Origin of the sequence: Thaumasiovibrio subtropicus (assembly GCF_019703835.1) — a bacterium.
In the GTDB taxonomy this organism is placed as follows: domain Bacteria; phylum Pseudomonadota; class Gammaproteobacteria; order Enterobacterales; family Vibrionaceae; genus Thaumasiovibrio; species Thaumasiovibrio subtropicus.
In genome coordinates this window covers 2,295,266-2,315,481 of sequence record NZ_AP023054.1, presented here as the reverse complement: position 1 = coordinate 2,315,481, position 20,216 = coordinate 2,295,266, and the positions used below count along the sequence as shown (strand labels likewise).

At 45.7% G+C, this 20,216-nt stretch carries 13 protein-coding genes, 1 tRNA gene and 1 pseudogene; 12 read left to right on the top strand and 3 right to left on the bottom strand.

All coding sequences use genetic code 11. The features are described from left to right. Positions 1-34 precede the first annotated feature (34 nt). The 11 genes and pseudogenes from TSUB_RS10175 to TSUB_RS10125 all read left to right on the top strand — a co-directional run bounded on the left by TSUB_RS10175 (position 35) and on the right by TSUB_RS10125 (position 13,824). Positions 35-757 (top strand): DUF7738 domain-containing protein, encoded by a 723-nt coding sequence (locus TSUB_RS10175; RefSeq protein WP_087024387.1) that lies wholly within the window; start codon positions 35-37, stop codon positions 755-757. Further along, a complete protein-coding gene (locus TSUB_RS10170) occupies positions 754-1,461 on the top strand; it encodes a DUF7738 domain-containing protein (protein ID WP_221274521.1) in 708 nt (235 codons plus the stop codon). Before TSUB_RS10175 ends, TSUB_RS10170 begins: the two co-directional genes overlap by 4 nt. Beyond that, positions 1,458-2,180 carry a DUF7738 domain-containing protein gene (locus TSUB_RS10165; RefSeq protein WP_087024391.1) on the top strand — a complete coding sequence of 241 codons (723 nt, stop codon included), beginning with the start codon at positions 1,458-1,460 and terminating at the stop codon, positions 2,178-2,180. The genes TSUB_RS10170 and TSUB_RS10165 overlap by 4 nt, the downstream gene beginning before the upstream one ends. A gap of 280 nt (positions 2,181-2,460) precedes the next feature. Continuing rightward, positions 2,461-3,201: a PilZ domain-containing protein gene (locus tag TSUB_RS10160; protein ID WP_159064992.1), complete on the top strand. Its 741-nt coding sequence runs from the start codon at positions 2,461-2,463 to the stop codon at positions 3,199-3,201. A 185-nt stretch (positions 3,202-3,386) separates the two neighbouring features. Continuing rightward, positions 3,387-4,034, top strand: coding sequence for a cupredoxin domain-containing protein (locus TSUB_RS10155; protein WP_159064993.1), 648 nt, complete (start codon positions 3,387-3,389; stop codon positions 4,032-4,034). Continuing rightward, positions 4,035-6,377, top strand: a complete 2,343-nt coding sequence (locus TSUB_RS10150; protein ID WP_087024397.1) for a putative bifunctional diguanylate cyclase/phosphodiesterase — start codon at positions 4,035-4,037, stop codon at positions 6,375-6,377. A gap of 616 nt (positions 6,378-6,993) precedes the next feature. Beyond that, a pseudogene (locus TSUB_RS10145) lies at positions 6,994-9,872 on the top strand (diaminobutyrate--2-oxoglutarate transaminase family protein). Positions 9,873-9,889: 17 nt separating this feature from the next. Further along, positions 9,890-11,140 carry a carboxynorspermidine synthase gene (locus TSUB_RS10140; protein ID WP_087024399.1) on the top strand — a complete coding sequence of 417 codons (1,251 nt, stop codon included), beginning with the start codon at positions 9,890-9,892 and terminating at the stop codon, positions 11,138-11,140. Positions 11,141-11,240: 100 nt separating this feature from the next. Next, positions 11,241-12,374 (top strand): carboxynorspermidine decarboxylase, encoded by a 1,134-nt coding sequence (gene nspC, locus TSUB_RS10135; RefSeq protein ID WP_087024400.1) that lies wholly within the window; start codon positions 11,241-11,243, stop codon positions 12,372-12,374. Between the two features lie 196 nt (positions 12,375-12,570). Continuing rightward, positions 12,571-13,482 (top strand): sensor domain-containing diguanylate cyclase, encoded by a 912-nt coding sequence (locus tag TSUB_RS10130; protein WP_087024403.1) that lies wholly within the window; start codon positions 12,571-12,573, stop codon positions 13,480-13,482. A gap of 123 nt (positions 13,483-13,605) precedes the next feature. Then, complete coding sequence (locus TSUB_RS10125) at positions 13,606-13,824, top strand: hypothetical protein (protein WP_087024405.1); 219 nt, start codon at positions 13,606-13,608, stop codon at positions 13,822-13,824. Between the two features lie 83 nt (positions 13,825-13,907). On the opposite strand, the gene TSUB_RS10120 is transcribed toward TSUB_RS10125, so the two are convergent. Beyond that, positions 13,908-16,226 carry a DUF7151 family protein gene (locus tag TSUB_RS10120; protein ID WP_087024409.1) on the bottom strand — a complete coding sequence of 773 codons (2,319 nt, stop codon included), beginning with the start codon at positions 16,224-16,226 and terminating at the stop codon, positions 13,908-13,910. 748 nt (positions 16,227-16,974) lie between these two features. Between TSUB_RS10120 and TSUB_RS10115 the strand changes: the two genes are divergently transcribed. Further along, positions 16,975-17,065 (top strand) — tRNA-Ser (locus tag TSUB_RS10115). Between the two features lie 721 nt (positions 17,066-17,786). Here the strand turns inward: TSUB_RS10115 and TSUB_RS10110 are convergent. After that, the gene (locus TSUB_RS10110; protein WP_221274520.1) at positions 17,787-18,812 is read right to left on the bottom strand and encodes an IS110 family RNA-guided transposase; all 1,026 of its coding nucleotides are present in this window, start codon (positions 18,810-18,812) and stop codon (positions 17,787-17,789) included. 230 nt (positions 18,813-19,042) lie between these two features. Further along, positions 19,043-20,193, bottom strand: a protein-coding gene (locus tag TSUB_RS10105; RefSeq protein WP_221274519.1) for an IS3 family transposase whose coding sequence is annotated in 2 segments (ribosomal slippage) — positions 19,043-19,956 and positions 19,956-20,193 — 1,152 coding nt in all. Because the reading frame shifts where the segments join, the coding sequence is not laid out codon by codon here. Positions 20,194-20,216 lie beyond the last annotated feature (23 nt).

The window sequence follows — 20,216 nt, the reverse complement described above, 5'->3', positions numbered from 1 at the left end:
GCTCTATCCGCTTATTTAATGGGGATACAAGAAGGTGAAGCACTGTTGGCTACTGCTGCTTATCTTTCTCTCATGCTTTTTTGTGGCAGAGCCTAGTATAGCTAAAAGTGCTGTCAGGCTTAGTATTTCTGGCGACTCTCTAGCCTTTGATGGTAAGCCACTTAGCTTCAAAGAGCCTTTATATAAATGGATTGAGGTATTAGGCGATGACTATGTTTACATCGGTGAGGATGAGGGTTATCAAAAAGCTTACGATTTAAGTGGAAGTGAGCGATTTATCTATCCGGATTTAGGGATAGATATTGCTATCCAAGTGAACATTAAAGATGTGCGTTCAGACTGGGTAGATGGACAGGTAGGCACGCTTAAAGATCCCTACAATCGTTTTATTACCACGGTCAGAATTAGCATGAACCCAAAAGCCAAGGCGAATCCGAGTAAAATTTATAGGGAGGGGACTGAAGGCCATCCTTTCTATACCATGTATGTGGATTATGCGATCGATTTTTACGGTGCGGTGGTGGATGGTGATGTGTCTATTAAATCTGTGCTTAGTCAGAGCGATATCGTTAAAAGAAATCGGAAATTCAGTTTTACTCTGGGCGTCTATTCAGGCTACGAGAATTTAGGAAGCTTAATGTTCAATGACTTCTACGGGGAGAAGCCGGAAATACCCATGAGACTGGCAATATGGCCGACACTAAAACTCCGGTTAGAAAATGAACGTCGATACTTTGGCAAGGTGGTATCAAGGTGAAGCATTGTTGGTTACTGCTGCTTATCTTTCTCTCATGTTTTTCTGCGGCAGAGCCTAGTACAGCTAAAAGCGCTGTCAGGCTTAGCATTACTGGCGACTCTCTAACCTTTGATGGTAAACCACTTAGCTTTAAAGAGCCATTGAGTAAATGGATAGAGGTATTAGGCGATGACTTTATTCAAGGCCCAGAGAGGCCCTTCAATGCATTTTCTATTGATAGGTTTATATTTCCAGATTTAGGGATAGATATTGCGGTGCAAGTGAACATTAAAGATGTGCGTTCAGACTGGATAGATGGACAGGTAGGCACGCTTAAAGACCCTTACAATCGCTATATTACCACGGTCAGAATTAGCATGAACCCGGAAGCCAAGGCGAATCCAAGTAAAATATACGAGGAGGGGACTGAAGACCATCCTTTCTATACCATGTATGCGGACTATGCGATCGATTTTTACGGCGCGGTGGTAGATGGTGATGTGTCTATTAAATCTGTGCTTAGTCAGAGCGATATCGTTAAAAGAGATCGGCAGTTCAGTTTTAGTCTGGGCGTTTATTCAGGCTACGAGAATTTAGGAAACTTAATGTTCAATGATTTCTTCGGGAAGCAACCGGAAGTACCCATGACATTGGAAATATGGCCGACACTAAAACTCCGGTTAGAAAATGAACGCCGTTATTTTGGCAAGGTGGTGTCAAGGTGAAGCAATGTTGGTTACTGCTGGTTATCTTTATCTCATGTTTTTCTGCGGCAGAGCCTAGTACAGCTAAAAGCGCTGTCAGGCTTAGTATTTCTGGCGACTCTCTAACCTTTGATGGTAAGCCACTTAGCTTCAAAGAGCCTTTATATAAATGGATTGAGGTATTAGGCGATGACTATGTTTACATTGGAGAGGATGAGGGTTATCAAAAAGCTTACGGTTCAAGTGGAAGTGACCGATTTATCTATCCGGATTTAGGAATAGATATTGCGGTGCAAATGAACAGAATAGATGTGCGTTCAGACTGGGTAGATGGACAGGTAGGCACGCTTAAAGACCCCTACAATCGTTTTATTACCACGGTCAGAATTAGCATGAACCCGGAAGCCAAGGCGAATCCGAGTAAAATTTATAGGGAGGGAACTGAAGGCCATCCTTTCTATACCATGTATGCGGATTATGCGATCGATTTTTACGGCGCGGTGGTAGATGGTGATGTGTCTTTTAAATCTGTGCTTAGTCAGAGCGATATCGTTAAAAGAGATCGGCAGTTCAGTTTTAGTCTGGGCGTCTATTCAGGCTACGATAATTTAGGAAACTTAATGTTCAATGATTTCTTCGGGAAGCAACCGGAAGTACCCATGACATTGGAAATATGGCCGACACTAAAACTCCGGTTAGAAAATGAACGTCGATACTTTGGTAAGGTAGTAACAAGGTAGTACTCTCCCCTCGCTATGGTGTTTCCAATCTAACATGTTAGCTCTTTTCTCTTATCCTACCGATTTCATAGCTACACTTAGTCTGATAGGTGTTGGTTGTAAATTCATCAAGATCCACCAACCCAGTTTGGTGTTTGGTTGTTTATACTCCTATTGAGTTGCGTGATATCAAGAATGCGGATGCATAACCTTGATTTATGGTTGCCTGGTAGTCATATTCCCTTTACTTCCTAGTCTTTAGGATGATTGGGATATAGAAGTAGTTGGTAAAGGTATAGGTTTGGGCTTAGATAAAAATAAATCGGTGTTCTCACGATTAACTCAGGATAGGGAGCGAGAGATACGCGGCACAGAGGCGATGCCAATATTGTCTTGTGGTGCTGAATTTGTGTTGCATATTACCAACGCACTTGGCAGTCGATTCCGATGTGAAACCATGTACTTAGGGACAGATTTGGAAAGCTATATCTTGTTGGCCTTTCCGCAGGAGCTAAGTGCGACCGAGAAAAAGTTGTTCTTTAATGAAGGTTTCAGGGTAAGCGTTAAAACGGAATCGCAGAAAGGGGAAGGGGCGCTAATTCAGTTTTCGACCCAAATCATGGATGTAATCCATGAACCGATGGAAATCATCTCCCTTTACATGCCGCAAAAAGCCAGTATCCGTCAATTGCGTACGGAACCTAGATATGAGGTTGATCTGAAGGCTGCTGTTAACTGCAACAATCGCCCGCTTTTGATTAATATCCATGATTTATCACAGCATGGGTGCTGCTTTCGTTTAGGCATTTTGGAAGGCCAGTTTGAACTGAATCAAACGGTCGAAATTGAGGTGCCTCACAAGGAGCTTGATATGGTGTATACCTTGACGGGCTTTGTCCGCAGCATCAGCCGCAGAACATCCAATTTTTATATCGGTGTCGAGTTTGATGAACAAGGGGTTCAAGATGCTAAAAAGCTGCTGGCGAAACTGATTTACAACGGCTCTAAGTTGATCTTTAAACAGGTTTCGTTGACTAAATAATCTCGCCTTGTTGTTTTCATTGCATGAGAGCAAGTAGACACAACCCGATAGCGCAGTGGCTCTCCACTGGTCTGTCGGGTTTTTTTGTTGCTTCTATCATTTGGGACAGTCTTAAACATACTTTTTGCAACAAGTCTGACTGGGGTTGCTATCTTTTAAAGGTATATTTCGGAAGGGGGTGTGCCTTGAAAAGAGTGATCTTATGTGCGGTTTTAATGAGTGGCTTTAGTGTATCGGCGCAACAAGTAACTGTATCTGTCGTGGATGTTTCTGGAAAAGCGATCGTGGGCGCTGTTGTCGAAATGGTTGCGCCTCAGCTGAATGCATATTCTCCCATACCTAAAACCTATGTTGTTAGCCAGTATGACAAAGCGTTTACCCCTTACATACTCGCTGTGCCGCAAGGTGCTGATGTGGTGTTTAAGAATGAAGACAGTATTTCCCATCACTTATATTCCCTTTCCGATGTTGCCGCGTTCTCGTTTCGCCTAAAAGCGGGTGAACGTAAAGAAGATATCGAATTTGAGCAGGCTGGTGCGGTTTCGATGGGCTGCAACATTCATGATTGGATGAGTGGTTACATACGGGTGGTGACATCGCCAGTGTTTGCTCAGACAGATAAAAACGGAGAAGTTACCTTAGCTGTGCCAGATGGTGTTGATCAGGCTGATATCACGGCTTGGCACCCTCAACTGCAAGAAAGCTTGACTGTCTCGTGGGCAACAGAGCCTGCCGTCCGTTTGCAAGCGACCATGGAGATGTTGCCTATTCCCACTCAAGAGTCGTCTAGTGATATCTATTTTGAACGGGCAATGAGAGCAGGGGGGTATTAGGTGGCGTTTAAGAGTCTTCGAAGCCAAATATTACTTGCGTTTATTGGCTTGATAACGGTTTGTCAGTGCGTGGCGTTTGTCACGCTATACACCATGAATGCGGATGCGCAACAGGAGCGCACCCAGTATCACCTTCAAACGGCAAAATCAGTGTTCGAGGCGGAATTTGAACAGCGTGGGCGTTATTTAGAAGCTTTCGTGGAGACGGCCGCGCAAGATTTCGGTTTAAAGCAAGTCATTGCTGAAGATAGACGCAGTTTTCTCGTTGCATTAAATAATCATCGCCAACGTATTGATGCAGATATCGCGATAGCCGTGAACAAAAGCGGTAGAGTGTTTGGGCAGTTGATTGTTGAGCCTGCCAGTCAACGCGTCAGAGTGGGTGAAGAGACTGACTTGCTATTTCGATATCCCGATCTGCTTAACCAGCAAAATGCCAATCTTTACTATGGTTTTGATGAGCGCGTGTTTCAACTGCATTTAGTGCCGGTCCGCGCTGGCGCGGATGTGATTGCTTGGTTGGGCTTTGGCTTTGCCGTTGATAGTGAACTGGCGAGGCACTTAAGTGCAATGACAGGAATGACAACCAACTTTTTGATGCGCGAGGCGGGCGAGTGGACAAGGTTTGCCGACAGTGACACGAATACGATTGGGCCTCAAACTCAGTATGCTGATATGTGGCAAGCGGTAATGACAGATACCGCGACGAACTATGTTGCTCAAACTATCCCCATTGGCGAAATGAATGGCACTCAGCTGGTCGCTTTACTGTTTGACAATCGCTCTGATTTTCTCGGCACGTTGCAAGAGCGTTGGGTTGGCGTGATGCTGTTGTTTGCATCCACCGTTCTGGTCTCGTTTGTCGCAGCGTTTGTATTAGCGAAAAGGATTGTTCAGCCATTGCGGGCGTTGGTTCAGCAAGCAAAAAGTATTGCCAGTGGAGAACAAAATGACATTATCGAAGTTGAGCGCAAAGATGAGCTTGGCCAACTCGCGACTGAGTTTAGTATTATGCAGCAGGCAGTGGCGGAACGAGAAGAAGAGATCCGTTACCGCGCTTGTCATACCGATGTGACCAAGTTACCTAATCGCCAACAGTTGGATGTTGACCTACCTATTGCGATGTCGCAGAACAGTTCGCTCGTGTTAATGCGTTTTCGCCTCACTGACTATGATGAGATTAATTACAGTCTGGGTAGTGATATCGGTGAAGAGTTACAGCTTTCGGTCGCAAAGCGCATAGAGGCGGGCTTTCCTAATGTGGTGTTGTATCAATTGGCGGCGTATGAGTTTGCGATTCTGATTCCTGCTGAAGATGACATTGCTTTGCTCACGCAGCAGTTGGAGATGACATTTCAGAACTTGTGTAGTCTCCATCTCACGACGTTATCAACACATATGGTCGGTGGATTCAGTATTTATCCTCAACACGGTCAAATGTCTGATGTTCTTATTCATAATGCGGGTATTGCGCTTCAACAAGCGCTGAAGAAAAAACTGCCCTCTCTCGAGTTTCAAACTGAAATGGCGGCAGATGCATTGAGTCGTGTGCAACTCACGCATGATCTCACTCAAGCGATTGAATCGTCTGAGCTAGTGCTGTTTTATCAACCCAAGCTCGATTTGCGCTCAAAACAGGTGTCTCGCTGTGAAGCCTTGGTGAGGTGGCAGCATCCAACGCGAGGAATGGTGCCGCCAGATGCGTTCATTGGCATTGCTGAGTCAACGGGGCAAATAAACGCACTAACCGACTGGGTGCTAGAGGCCGCGATAAACCAACTGGTGGAGTGGCGTCAGCAAGGTATTGATATGGTCATTGCTGTCAATATTTCAGCGGAGAATCTCAAGCAAGACGGCTTTCACCTGAAGGTTGCTGATAGGGTGAAGAAGGCGAACCTGCCGACAAGTGCGATATCTCTCGAGATTACGGAAAGTGCGTTGATGGACGACCCAGAGGGAGCGATTGCGATGTTAGAGGCCTTGCAAGGTCAGGGTTTCAGTCTTTCTATCGATGACTATGGCACAGGATATTCCTCATTGTCGCAGCTGAAAAACATGCCAGTTGATGAGTTGAAAGTGGATAAGGCATTCGTCTCTGAAGTGATCGAGAATCGTGCTGATCAAACGATTTGCTCTTCGACTATCGAGCTTGCCCACCAGTTTGGCCTTTCTGTTGTTGCAGAAGGTGTAGAAACGGCAGAAGCACTCACCTGGCTGGAAGACCTTGATTGTGAATATGTGCAAGGGTACTACATTAGCCGTCCGGTTCCTGCGGCGGAGTTTATCTCTTGGCTAAGAAGCAGTGGCTATTCCCCCATTTTACCGCAGCAAGAACGTGGCTAAGTTCGGGCATTAAGCGGGTAAGTACAAATTTGCTTACAGATTAAATGTATATACATTGCTGTATGGTGTTGTAAAATTACACTCGAGTCACGTTACACGACCGATCCTGTTTAAATACTTATTTAGCGTTTTATTAATGACTTGGCCACTCAATGATTGGTGCGTTTTTAGCCGAGGCGGCGACAGGTATTGATAGGTTTCATATTGGCCTCATTTTTTTCTATCTTTGAGCTAAAAAACGCTATCTTTGCTGATAAAGCTGTGATATTTTCGCGCTGTTTTTTGTCGGGCAATCAAAATCCGGCGTAGCAGATAGCATTTACGGCACTAAAAATGGCGTCGTAACCGTAGGTATTTGCGGCATGGGGCTGCAAATAGAAGGGCATTGATTTCACTCACTGAGGGCAAACCAGAGAGTGACGAGTTGAGGAACCCAACATGAATAGTATAATTGCGTCAATTAACACCAGTTTGCTCATTCTCCCTTACAGTATCATTACTGAGCCTTGATCGATCCGGTCACCTAATCCTGTCAGCAAAATTTAAGTAGCTGAAAAAGCGTCCATCAGTTTCCCTGAAGCTGGTGCCTTTATGTTGTATTTTTTTGGATACTGCCATGACTAATGTACTTCCATTTGGTTCAGAAGACCAATTGTCGACCACCAATGTGCCTGTGGTGAATGAACTGTATGATTTAACGCCTGATGAACTGCTCCTAAGTCAGGAGCACTATGAGTCTGAAGTGCGCTCATATCCTCGTCGTCTACCTCTTGCGATTAAAAAAGCGCAAGGCGTGCTTGTAGAAGATACTCGCGGCCAACTTTTCCTCGATTGCCTGGCTGGCGCGGGTACGTTAGCGCTGGGTTACAACCACCCAGAAATCAACGCAGAGATTGTAGAACAACTGAACAGTGGTCTTCCTTATCAAACGCTGGACATGACCACACCTGCGAAAGACAAATTTATCAAGGAAGTGATGAACTTCCTGCCTACTGAATTTGCTCAAAACGCGCGAGTTCAGTTCTGTGGTCCTTCTGGTGCTGATGCCGTTGAAGCGGCGATTAAACTTGCCAAGCAAACCACAGGTCGTAACACCATGGTTGCTTTCCATGGTGCCTATCATGGTATGACCAACGGTACTATGGCGATGATGGGCAATTTGGGAACCAAGGCGCGCCGTCAGGGATTAATGTCTGACGTACACTTTTTCCCATTCCCATACAGCCTGCGTTGCCCATTCGGTATCGGTGGTGATAAAGGTGCTGAGCAAATAATTAAGTACATCGAGCGTGTATTGAATGATGATGAAAGCGGCATTCAGAAGCCAGCAGCCATCATTTTAGAGCCTGTACAAGGTGAGGGCGGTGTGATTCCTGCCCCAGCTTTTTGGCTACGTGAACTGCGTCGTATTACTAAAGAGCATGGCATCTTGCTTATTTTCGATGAAATTCAATGTGGTATTGGTAAAACTGGCGCCAACTTTGCGTTTGAAGAATCGGGCATCACGCCAGATATCCTTTGCCTGTCTAAAGCCGTGGGTGGCGGTTTACCCATGTCACTATTGGTGTTCCACAAAGATATAGACAGTTGGAAGCCGGGCGAGCACACGGGAACCTTCCGTGGCAACCAATTGGCGATGGCAACGGGCGCAAAAGCAATGGAGATTATCCGCCGCGATGGTCTTGTCGAGCATGCTGCGAACGCAGGGGCATACCTAAAAGAGCAACTGGAGATTGTTGCTGCTGAAACAGGGTGTATTGCGGAAGTGCGTGGCCGTGGTTTGATGCTGGGTATGGAAATCGTCAAGGGCAACGCCGTACTAAATAAGTTAGGTGAGCCTGAAGCCGATCCAGAGCGTACGTTGGCAATCCAACGTGAGTGTTTGAAGCGCGGCTTGATTGTCGAGAAAGGCGGGCGTCAAGGCAGTGTTATTCGCTTCCTTCCCCCTTTGATCATTAGCTTTGAGCAGATTGATTTTGCTGTCAACGCGATGCGTGAAGCAATATTGGCAACCGCAGAGTAAGGCAGTAAGTAAAGATGACGCAACATTCTCCGTGGAAGCATCACTTCGTTCATGCAGGACAAGGCGGTGCTGACCAATTAGAAGCGGCTTTAGTACAAAGCTCACAGGTGATTAAGTCAGTTTTCGAAAAGGTAGACAAACCTTATTCGGGTATGGATCCGTTGACGCTGAAAGCCAAAATTGACGCGATTAACCTCGAGGGCGGCGATGCCCTCGAAACGGTGATTGCTGAAACCGGGGCGTTGATCAGTGAAAACTCGATCATTGTTCAGCACCCACACTGTATCGCGCATTTGCACACGCAGCCTCTGTTGCCTTCGCTGGCCGCTGAAGTTTTCATTTCCGTGTTGAATCAGTCGATGGACTCATGGGATCAAGCGAGTGCGGCGACCTATGTGGAACAACGTGTTGTTGACTGGTTGTGCGATCTATACAACTTTGGTGAGCAGAGTGACGGCGTGTTTACCGCGGGTGGCACCCAGTCGAACCAGATGGGTTTGATCATCGCTCGCGATTGGATTGCCGATAAGCTATCTGGTCACAACATACAGCAAGATGGCCTCCCAGATTACGGCAGCAAGCTGCGTATTATCTGCTCGCAAAAATCCCACTTTACGGTGCAGAAGACGGCAGCGTTAATGGGCTTAGGGATGAAGGCCGTTGTGACGGTTGAAAGCCGTGAGAACGGCACAATGATCACTGAAAAGCTCCAAGAAACGGTTGATCGCCTGAAATCGCAAGGATTGATCCCGTTTGTGATTGTTGGCACGGCGGGGACCACAGACCACGGTGCGCTCGACGATCTCAATGTGATTGCCGATATTGCCGAGGCGAATGACATTTGGTTTCATGTCGATGCGGCCTACGGCGGCGCATTGATCATGAGTAGCGAGAAATCGCGCCTTGCAGGCATTGAGCGCGCTGATTCGCTAACAGTGGACTTCCACAAGCTTTATTGGCAGCCAATCAGCTGTGGTGGCTTCTTACTGAAAGACAAAGCCAACTTTAAATATCTGCTTCACCATGCCGACTATTTAAATCGTGAAGAAGATACCTTGCCAAACTTGGTCGATAAAACCATGGCAACGACCAAACGCTTCGACGCATTGAAGTTATTGATGACCATGCAAAACATTGGCCCAGCTGAATTGGGTAAAATGTACGATCACTTGCTGCAGCAAACCCGAGATGTGGCAGAGATGGTCAAAGCGGATGCGAACTACGAGCTACTTTCTGACGTTAACTTGTCTACGGTATTGTTCCGATTCAACAACGGCAAGTTGAATGACGTTGACGCGATGAATAAAAAGCTACGCCTGCAAGCTTTGGTGCAAGGTGTGGCAGTACTGGGTGAAACGACGGTCAAAGGTCAAACTGCACTCAAATTTACTTTGTTAAACCCATGTCTGACTCTCGAACACTTCCGAGAGCTGCTGGATAATTTAACTCAGCTAGCGGATTCGCTGGCGTAACCAAGGAATAAGTTTACATGTCTATCTTACAAATCGGTGCTGGTGGTGTTGGTTGGGTAATCGCACATAAAGCAGCACAAAACAACGATGTTCTGGGTGATATCACCATCGCTTCTCGTACTGTGAAGAAGTGTGACGCGATCATTGAGTCAATCAAAGGTCGTGAAAACATGAAAGATCCGGCGAAGAAGCTGGAATCTCGTGCTGTTGATGCAGATGACATCGATGCATTGGTTGCGTTGATCGAAGACGTAAAACCCGATCTTGTTGTTAACGCTGGCCCTCCGTGGGTTAACGTGGCGATTATGGAAGCGTGTTACCGCACCAAAACTTCTTACCTTGATACGTCAGTGGCGACGGACCTTTGTAGCCCAGGTCAACAGGTGCCTGAGGCTTACGATCCACAGTGGGCATTCCGTGACAAGTTCGAAGAAGCGGGCATTACGGGTATTCTTGGTGCAGGTTTTGATCCGGGCGTCGTGTCTGTATTTGCAGCCTACGCGGTAAAACATCTCTTTGATGAGATCGACACTATCGATGTGATGGATGTCAATGCGGGCGATCACGGTAAGAAGTTTGCGACCAACTTTGATCCAGAAACCAACATGCTAGAAATCCAAGGCGACTCTTTCTACTGGGAAAATGAAGAGTGGAAACAAGTGCCTTGTCACACGCGTATGATGGAGTTTGATTTCCCACTCGTTGGTTCGCACAAAGTCTATTCAATGGCACACGATGAAGTACGCTCTATGCGTGAGTTTATTCCAGCCAAACGTATCGAGTTTTGGATGGGATTCGGTGATCGTTACTTGACCTACTTCAACTGTATGCGTGATATTGGCCTGCTGAGCCCAGATGCTGTGACACTACAAGATGGTACTGTTGTGGAGCCATTGAAAGTACTAAAAGCGATCTTACCAGATCCAACGTCGTTAGCGCCGGGATACACAGGTAAAACCTGTATTGGTACTTGGGTACAAGGCACTAAAGACGGTAAGCCGCGCAGCGTTTTCCTATACAACAATGCTGATCACGAAGTGGCGTATAAAGATGTTGAGCATCAAGCGATTGCTTACACCACGGGTGTACCAGCGATCACTGCTGCGTTAATGTACTTCAAAGGTGAGTGGGCAGGTAAAGGTGTCTTCAACATGGAGCAACTGAACCCAGACCCGTTCCTAGAAAAGATGCCAGAGATTGGCCTAGATTGGCATGTTCAGGAGCTTGAAGTGAAAGCACCTGAAATTCAGATTTTGAATAAAGACTAAGTTTCGGTTAAGCCATTAGGATTAAGAGCCAGCCATTGAGCTGGCTCTGTTTTATTGTATCTCAACCCAAGCGGTTGAAAGGCAGCATAGAGTAGCAGACATGCAAGTGAATGAATTAAAAACGCCTTACTTCATGATTGATGAAGCAAAGTTGATTGAAAACTTGGAGAAAGCAAAAACGCTAAAAGCGCTTTCTGGCGTCAAGTTGGTATTAGCACTCAAGTGTTTTTCAACGTGGGGAGTGTTTGACATCATCAAGCCCTACCTCGATGGCACCACGAGCTCTGGTCCATTTGAAGTGAGGCTTGGATACGAAACCTTTGGTGGTGAGACACACGCTTACAGTGTGGGTTACAGCGAAGAGGATGTGAAAGAGGTCGCGGATATTTGCGACAAGATGATTTTCAACTCTCAGTCGCAGCTTAAGGCTCACCGTCATCTTGTTGAAGGGAAAGCGCAGCTCGGTCTTCGTCTGAATCCTGGTGTGAGTTGTGCGGGACAAGATTTGGCGGACCCGGCAAGAAAATTCTCACGTCTGGGTGTTCAAGCGGATCATATTGATCCAACTGTCTTTGATACGCTTAACGGTGCCATGTTCCACATGAACTGTGAGAATAAAGATGTCGATGCTCTGATCGCATTACTTGATCGTATTTCTGCCCAGTTTGGCGAGCATTTAAATAAACTTGAGTGGGTGAGCTTAGGCGGCGGTATTTTCTTTACCTGGCCAGGCTATGAGCTTGAGCGGCTAGCGCACGCCTTAAAAGCCTTTGGTGATCGCCACGGTGTTCAGCTCTATTTAGAACCGGGTGAAGCTATCATCACTAAAACCACTGATCTCGTTGTGTCTGTGGTGGATGTGGTTGAGAACGGCATGAAAACAGCGATTGTTGACTCAGCAACAGAAGCGCATCGATTAGATACGCTAATTTACGATGAGCCAGCATCCATTCGTGAAGCAAACGATGACGGCGAGCACGAGTATGTGATTGGTAGCTGTTCTTGCTTAGCAGGAGATCAATTCTGCGTTGCAAAATTTGATGCGCCACTCGAGATAGGTCAGCGCCTCCATGTGATGGACAGTGCTGGTTATACCATGGTGAAATTAAACTGGTTTAATGGATTGCGTATGCCATCTGTCTACTGCCAGCGTACCAGCGGCCAGATTGAGAAATTAAATGAGTTTGACTATCAAGATTTCAAACGCTCTCTGTCGCAATGGTCAGTCTCCTAGGTACTATGCTTAAGAGGAAATATAGGAGCTCGGCATTGCCGAGCTTTTTTTTATTTTAGTGATAAAGAACAACGAATTTCACTGTCTAACTGTTGAATAAGTGATAAAAAAGGCGATAAACTTCACAAAACATTGTGCACACTAACGATTTGCATAGTGGCTTGAAATTCGCAAAAGGAATAGTGGAGTAGCCTTTTTGACGGTATTCAAATCGATTATCGATAAACATCCCAACCCATGTGTTGTGCACATAAATTTCGTGCCAGTGTATGCGAATGATGCATTTGCTGAATTTAGTGGTTTTTCGAGTGCAACAGACGTATTAACGTTGCCGAGTCTAAAAACGTTGTTTGTTAAAGAGCATTGGGCGGAGGCTGAAGCACGCTATTTAGCCGTCATCAATGATGAAGTGGATAGTGCGCCTATGGTGATAGAGCACACCGATATAAACGGGGTGCCCAAGCTCGCTGAAATTACGGATTCGGTTGTCGATTGGCATGGTCATAAAGCCATGTGTACCTTTATTTCGGTTGTCACAGATACCGTTCGTCGCGAAGAAAAGTTAAAAGATCTCGCTTTGCGCGATGAGCTGACCGGAATTATGAATCGGCGTTATCTCATGGAGCGTATGAACTGCCACCATCGCCCTTATCGGCAAGATCACCACTATTTAGCATTGATCGATCTCGATCACTTTAAGCAAGTCAACGATACTTACGGTCATTTGACTGGCGATGCGCTGTTGAGGGCCGTTGCCAGCACCTTGAGTACCCTGTTTGATTCCTATCACAAAGTGTCTCGCATTGGCGGTGAAGAGTTCGCGATGATTCTTAGTGCCGATTCTCACCCTGAACTTTTGATGAAAGTGAAAGCCATCCAGAAAGCGGTTCGGCAAACCTGTGTTGAAGAGCATAAGGATGCAGTACCGGAAAAACGTTTAGTCAGTTGCACTGCCTCAATTGGTGTGAGTGGTTATCGCCAAGATGACGATTTTAGCCGGTGGTTCTCGCGCGCCGATGTCGCATTATATAAGGCGAAAAATCAAGGACGTAACATGATTATCTTCGATACTGCGGTTGTGTCTGGAGAAGTGTCTGTTTTTGGCTAGATTTTTTTATCTCTAGTATGAGAATTGTTGCGGTTTGATGGAAGTTAGATGAAGTTTGGTTGACTATTTATTGACCAGATCCTAAGTTTTATGGCATGACTCACCCACGAAGAGGATGCCACTATGAAAAAGATGAATTCATCATATCGTCTGCAGTTGATCAAAGAGGTCGCACAACGCCGACAGCGTATTACGAGTCCGGATGAAATGTCTCTTCATATTGCTCAGATCCTCGAACAACGAGAGAGTCGGCCACCTCCATCGATGACCCCTTTTGCTAACTCTCATTTTGATGAGCACGCGGGGGGATGGGTCAGTGATTTATGGGATGCGATGAAGTAATCGTAAAGTATTTTGCTTGATAAAAAAGGAACGCCGTGGCGTTCCTTTTTTCTTTCCTACTTGAATATTTCGTGATTGATCGTTTAGTTGGCAACGGGTTGCGTGGTGTTCTCTTCTACGTATTGATAGGCAACTGTGATGGTTTCGCCCTCTGCTGGGATAGCCGAACCTGTAAATACGATGGATCCCGATAACGGATAGTACTGCCAACCATCGCTGGTATTACGAGTAACTGGGTTTCCTTCTACATTCACAGAGATAGATGATGCCAGAACTTTATGGCTCTCAGCGAGGGTGAGCTTATAGCCTGCACTCGTTGCGCCTGCATTGTTAGCAATCGTATCCATAAAGGTGTCGTATTCAGTCATCGCAGTGATGTTCAGGGTTTGGCCGAAAGTACTGACGGCTAAATCATCATATTGGCTGCGATCGGCATCATCAGGATCAACGATGGCGTATACACGATAGCCTCTTTCTACAAAGAGGTTGTTATTAACATCGAAGGAGTTGCCAGCGTATTGGCTTCTTTCATCGCTCATGATGACGACTGATAGCGAAGCGCCAGCGCGCGGGTAGCCTGCGGCAGTAACACTACCATCGGCACTGTCGCCGAGGGTGGCTGAACGAAGAGCTGACTCAGACATTTGAATACCACGCTCCCAAGTATTTCCATTAATACCAGGTTTAAAGTCCAAAGCAATCTGTGTTGGGTCGTTCGTGAAGCCATTGCCGCGCAGTGTTGTTGAATCTGTTGTAATGGTACCGACTTGGAAATCGATGCCTGCGTTTGCGATGCGGTTTTCGAAGCTCGCTGTTAGCTGGCTAATTTCGTCTTGCTCGTCTGACATACTGCCAGAGTTATCAATGACGAAGAGGAAGTCCGCTTTTGACGCTTGTTGGTTCAAGGCAGTAAAGCTATCGTTTTGAGTTTCTAAGGTAGCAGAAACCGATGATTTCACATTTTCTGACGTTGTCGCAGTGATTAAATCGGAGTAAAGCGCATACTTGCCTTTTGCAACCAAGGTTGAAGTCATCACAACTGTATCGGTTGTACTATCGTACGAAAGAGCGATATCGAGCTGGAATTCATTGACTGCAGTTTCCGTCGCAGCAGGGATTAAGGCGTCAGCAGTACCAGAGGCCTTATTGGCTGCCATTTGGGTAAGTATCTCATTGAGTACTTCTGTTGCCGTTTTCTCTGCCCCTGAAACGAGCTGGATGTTATAGCTAGCGGACACATCACCATTGGCAAGCACGGTTTGAGAGAACTGAGACACGGTCCCATTGGTTAGTGTGTTCGACACGTTGCTCATCGTCGTATTAAGAATGCTTTCTGCGGTCGAACCATGGCTCAGAGATGGACGTTCGGCGACAAAGCCTACCATTTCAACGTTTTCAGGTGTCGTGATATTACGTGTCAGGCTACTTGCTGTAGCGATTGGGTCTGCATAGATGATTGTACCCTTAATATCACCAGTCACAGGGGTAGTTGTGTAGCCTTCAGGTAAGAAGACTTGTTGCGTATCTAGAATGACGGCTTGTGTTTGAGAAGCTTGCTGGCCGACAGTCACAACCGCATTTTGTGATTGAATCACGACCGAACCATCCGCGTTCGTGCGCTCAACAGATATCGTGTATGTTTCTTGTCCCGTTGCTTGGCCGACAGTCACCGAAATTTTGTTTGGATTTGCAGCATCCATTGGTGCGATAACGTTGCCGTTTACATCTGTCCAGACGACAGTATCTTGTGCGGTGACATTGGTGAGCGTTGCTTCAATCTCAACGGTTGAACCTGGAGCAACAATGCTGTTAGAGATAGTGATAGCGTTGACGATAGGTGCATCGGTTACTAATGATCCGTTGCTGCACATGTAGCTGGTTTTGCTGACTTCTGACTTATCCAAAATGTTATTGCGGTTTGTATCTAATCCAACCAAGATTTTTTGACCGCCGTTTTGACAGGTGTTGTCGTTTTGCGCAACGGAGACAATCGCGACAAGGGCGTTGTAACCGTCTTTTCCGTCAGTACCACCTTGTCCGTCAGTCCCGTTTTGACCATCGGTTCCGTCTTGTCCGTCAGTCCCATTCTGACCATCATTACCGTTTTGGCCGTCTTGACCATCAGTGCCATCAAGCCCGTTACAGACGACTTCTGTAGTGAGAATTTCTTCTGCATCGAGTATCTGGTTATTGTTTACATCGAGGCCTGCATTCACTTTAACACCACCGTTTGCGCATTGCGCATCACCCGCTACAAGAGAAGTGACATCAACAAGAGGAGTAGAGGGGGTGACCTTTGGAGCGGTATTGTCATTTGAAGAGCCGTCTGATGAATTACATCCAACAACAAGTAAGATAGAAGTTGCGATTGCAGTCAGTTTGAAACAATTACTTTTATCCATGGTAGCCGAGCCTTTATATATTTAACTTTTGGGTTCGGCGGAAGTATATTTGTGAGGAATGGTCAGATTCAATATGTGAATGTTAATTAAACTATTAATTGTTTTATAAATATATCTTCTCTCACTTAAGGATGTAAATGATAAGGAAGTTATTTACACAAAAAACCAGTGAATGGTGAAATTATAAGAAAGGCGATATACCCATAGAGGATTTAGTGTTTCTGCTATTTCTTGTTTAGCTTTTGTTTTGAAAGGTTTTTGTCTTTTAGGTTGTCTTGACGGGGTCATTCTAAGTTAGCATTAATCGAGAATGACATAACTGTGGCAATGAAAACGATTACTTTTCGTTATTTAATGGTAATGTTATTAACAATGACTTAGTCCATCACATTTTTTGGTGTTTATTGCGTATTTTAACTATTTTTATTGGCGGGCGATATTTAGTTGCTTTTAATTTATCGCATCAATATAGTCGCAAGTTGAAAAAAGAATGAAAGTTAGACTCCTTGTTAATATTTTACACACTATTCTCTAGTTGCTCGAGGTGGCTTGAACATATATTTATTGCGGTTAAGTTTGGTTCAGTTGTTGGCGAGAAGTTGAAAGTTTACGGAGTAAAATGTTTTGATAACATTGGCTTATTGCTTGTTTTGTATGCTTTTAGTGCCTTGTTCGCTGTTCTTGAAGTGACTGTCTAAAAAAGTTCTTTACAGCCTCATCGGGAGTCGGTATATTACGCCGCACTTACGGAGAGATGGCTGAGTGGTTGAAAGCACCGGTCTTGAAAACCGGCATACGTTAATAGCGTATCTAGGGTTCAAATCCCTATCTCTCCGCCAAATATAGAGAACGCCCGCTGAGAAATCAGCGGGCGTTTTTGCTTGTGCGCCGAGCATGGCGTTGATCTAGGAGGTGAAAGTCCTCTACGGGCTCAGTCGAGCGAGAACCGTTAGCCTATGCAAGGGTGTTCACCGTGAGGTGAAATCTGAAGGAAGCAAATGGCAAAACTTGGTTGTGACGGACAGAAACCTGATAGTAGGCCAGTACAACTTGGGTAACCTAGCAATAGATAGAATAGCCCAATGCCTCGACGGGAAGTGTGTATAGGTAAATCAGGCACGACCAAGGGAAAGAGCAACGTCTTACCTCGGGAGATCTTATTGCTTGTCTCAGTCGAGACTAATACAGCAGTGATGTTGTGTGATGAGCAATGAGAAGTCAGCAGAAGGCATAGTACTTTGAGGAAGTACAACTCAAGGGAAGGCCTGAACTGAATATATCAAGAAGCAGTCACTATTTACTCATATATGGTCTTCCCTCTATTGGCAAGATACCAATGTCGATAAAAGGGACAGGTTGCTTTCATATATCCGGCCTATGCGTGAAGCTCGTGTGGCTTCTGGCCTTGATGACACTTCGCGCATATAGCCCTTATCAAATTAACGGTTTTGGTAAACCTTTGAGTATATCAGGGTCCCTATATGCTGGTCTTACCTGTTTTTCATCTAAACTGCTATCTACGCAATATCTGGTGTGTGACGCTTTAGTTAAATCTTTCTGTTAAACCGCCGCTGGCGCTTTATAGCTTTCTCCTCGACAGATAATGACCCACGCGATACGGATTATCTTATTCGCCAGCGCCACCACAGCCTTGTTAAAACCTCGCCTTTCAACCAGCCGCAATATCCATTGACTAAGCCTGTCTGTTTTGCCATCGGCTCGACTCACAACCGCTCTTGCACCATGAACCACGAATGACCTTAACTGCTGATTCCCTCGCTTTGTAATGCCAAGCAATACCTCTCGACCTCCCGTGCTAAATTGCTTGGGCACTAAACCTAAGGCTGCTGACGCATCACGCCCTCGTTTAAATTGCTCACCACTTCCCATCCAGGCTCTTAAGGAAAAACTCACCACGGGACCAATACCTGGCACTTTTATCAAACGCTGACAAACGTCTTTTTGCTTCACTTTTTCGGCCAACCTTTCGTCGTACCACTGTAGCTCTTCGTCAAGCCTTTCGAGTTGTGTGTATTGCCTGAATAAAAGCGCTCGAAATTCGTCGGTTAAGCCGTTCTCAACATCTTCTAGAATAAAAGGCAGCGATTTACGCAATACCTGACTTCCTCTCGCCAGCACTACCCCATACTCCGCCAGCAACCCTCTCACATGATTGATTAAGCGCTTTCTGTCACTACTCACGTGTTGACGCATGAGCAAAAAAGTTTGGTCGTCTTGCTGCGCTAGGGATTTGACCGCAACGGGGCGAATCGCACCGTGCTGACACGCTTCTGCGATGGCCTTTGCATCGTTATAGTCATTCTTTTGGCCTCGTAAATAGCCTTTCACATGCTGAGCGGGAAGTAATACAACAGAGTGCCCTAGCTGGCCTATTTTTCGTCCCCAGTAATGCGCTGTACCGCATGCTTCCATCGCAATGACACAAGTCTCTAGCTTCGAGAGATAGCCAATGAGCTGTTGTCGATTTAATTTCTTTCTCTCAACTTGCTTACCCTGTTTGTCCAACATGATGAAGTAAAAAGTATTCTTTGCTAAATCGATACCAATGGTTTTACACTTATTCATGGTCTTCCCTCGTTTTTAGATAGGCGATTTATCAACGCTATCTTGGCACATTGCGATGCCGATTAGTGCGAGGGAAGACCATTACATCAATCATGTGGAGTCATAGCAAGATGAATAACATCTCTACGTTCCAAAGGGCAATACCGCAAGTAAAGCTCACGGTCACGAAGAATGACAAGCATGATCGGCGTAGAAAAGAGGACGAGTCTTGGTGGTAAGACCCCAGAACTCTATACACTCTCAAGCTCCTGAAAATACTGTCTTTCATCGTCATTTGGTGATAGTCCACCATTAGTACCATGATTTCGTCTGGGATTGTAAAAACACTCGATATAATCAAATATCTCTGAGCGCGCTTCAGCGCGGGTTTTGTAGATTCTTTTCTTTACTCGATCTTTCTTAAGCAGAGAGAAAAAACTTTCAGCAACAGCATTGTCATGGCAGTTTCCTTTTCGACTCATGCTGATTTCCATATTGTGCGCTTTCAGGAAGCTCTTCCAATCACCCGACGTATATTGAACCCCTTGATCAGAGTGGATCAGAACCTTGCTTTTGGGTCTTCTACGCCAAATAGCCATCAACAATGCATCGATGACTAGGTCAGATTTGGGACTACTTTTCATTGTCCAACCAACCACTTTCCTAGAAAATAAGTCGATGACAACCGTCAAGTATAGCCATCCTTCGTGCGTCCGGATGTAGGTGAAATCAGTTACCCAAGCTCGGTCTGGCTTATCAACGTTAAATCCCCTGTCTAGGACGTTTGGAGCGGCGACATGAGGCTTACCTCGACCAAAGCCTAAGTGGCGCTTATAGCCTCGCACCGCTTTTATATTGGCTTGCTTCATCAAGCGATAAACCCTGTTCTTTCCACAAGATTCACCATCACTTCGAAGATCGATAGTGATATTGCGATAGCCATAAACACATCCACTCTCAAGCCAAAACTGCTTAATTTTACCGAGTAAACGCTGATCCTCTTTCGCGCGACAACTCAGTGGCTTGCGCTGCCACGCATAGAATCCACTGCGTTGGATTTCAAGGATTTGGCACATCACTTTCAAAGGGTATCGCTGAAGTCGCTCGCTTATAAACGTGTACTTTTCTTTGACTCCCCGGCAAAGTACACGGCGGCTTCCTTTAATATGTCCCTTTCCATGGTCACCCGCTTAAGCTCGGCTTTTAGCTTCCTGAGCTCAGCGTTTTGATCATCTTCTTGCTGTCGTTGCTCTGCAGGCTTTTCATATCTTTTAACCCAGTCGCAAAGCGATTTGTAGCTCACTCCCAACCGCTCAGCGGTAGAGTTAAGTGTATGACCGTGCTTAGTGACTTGTTCAACGGCTTGGATTTTGAATTCTTCTGTGTAGCGTTTTCCGCTCATAACAACACCTCATAGTTTGCTGA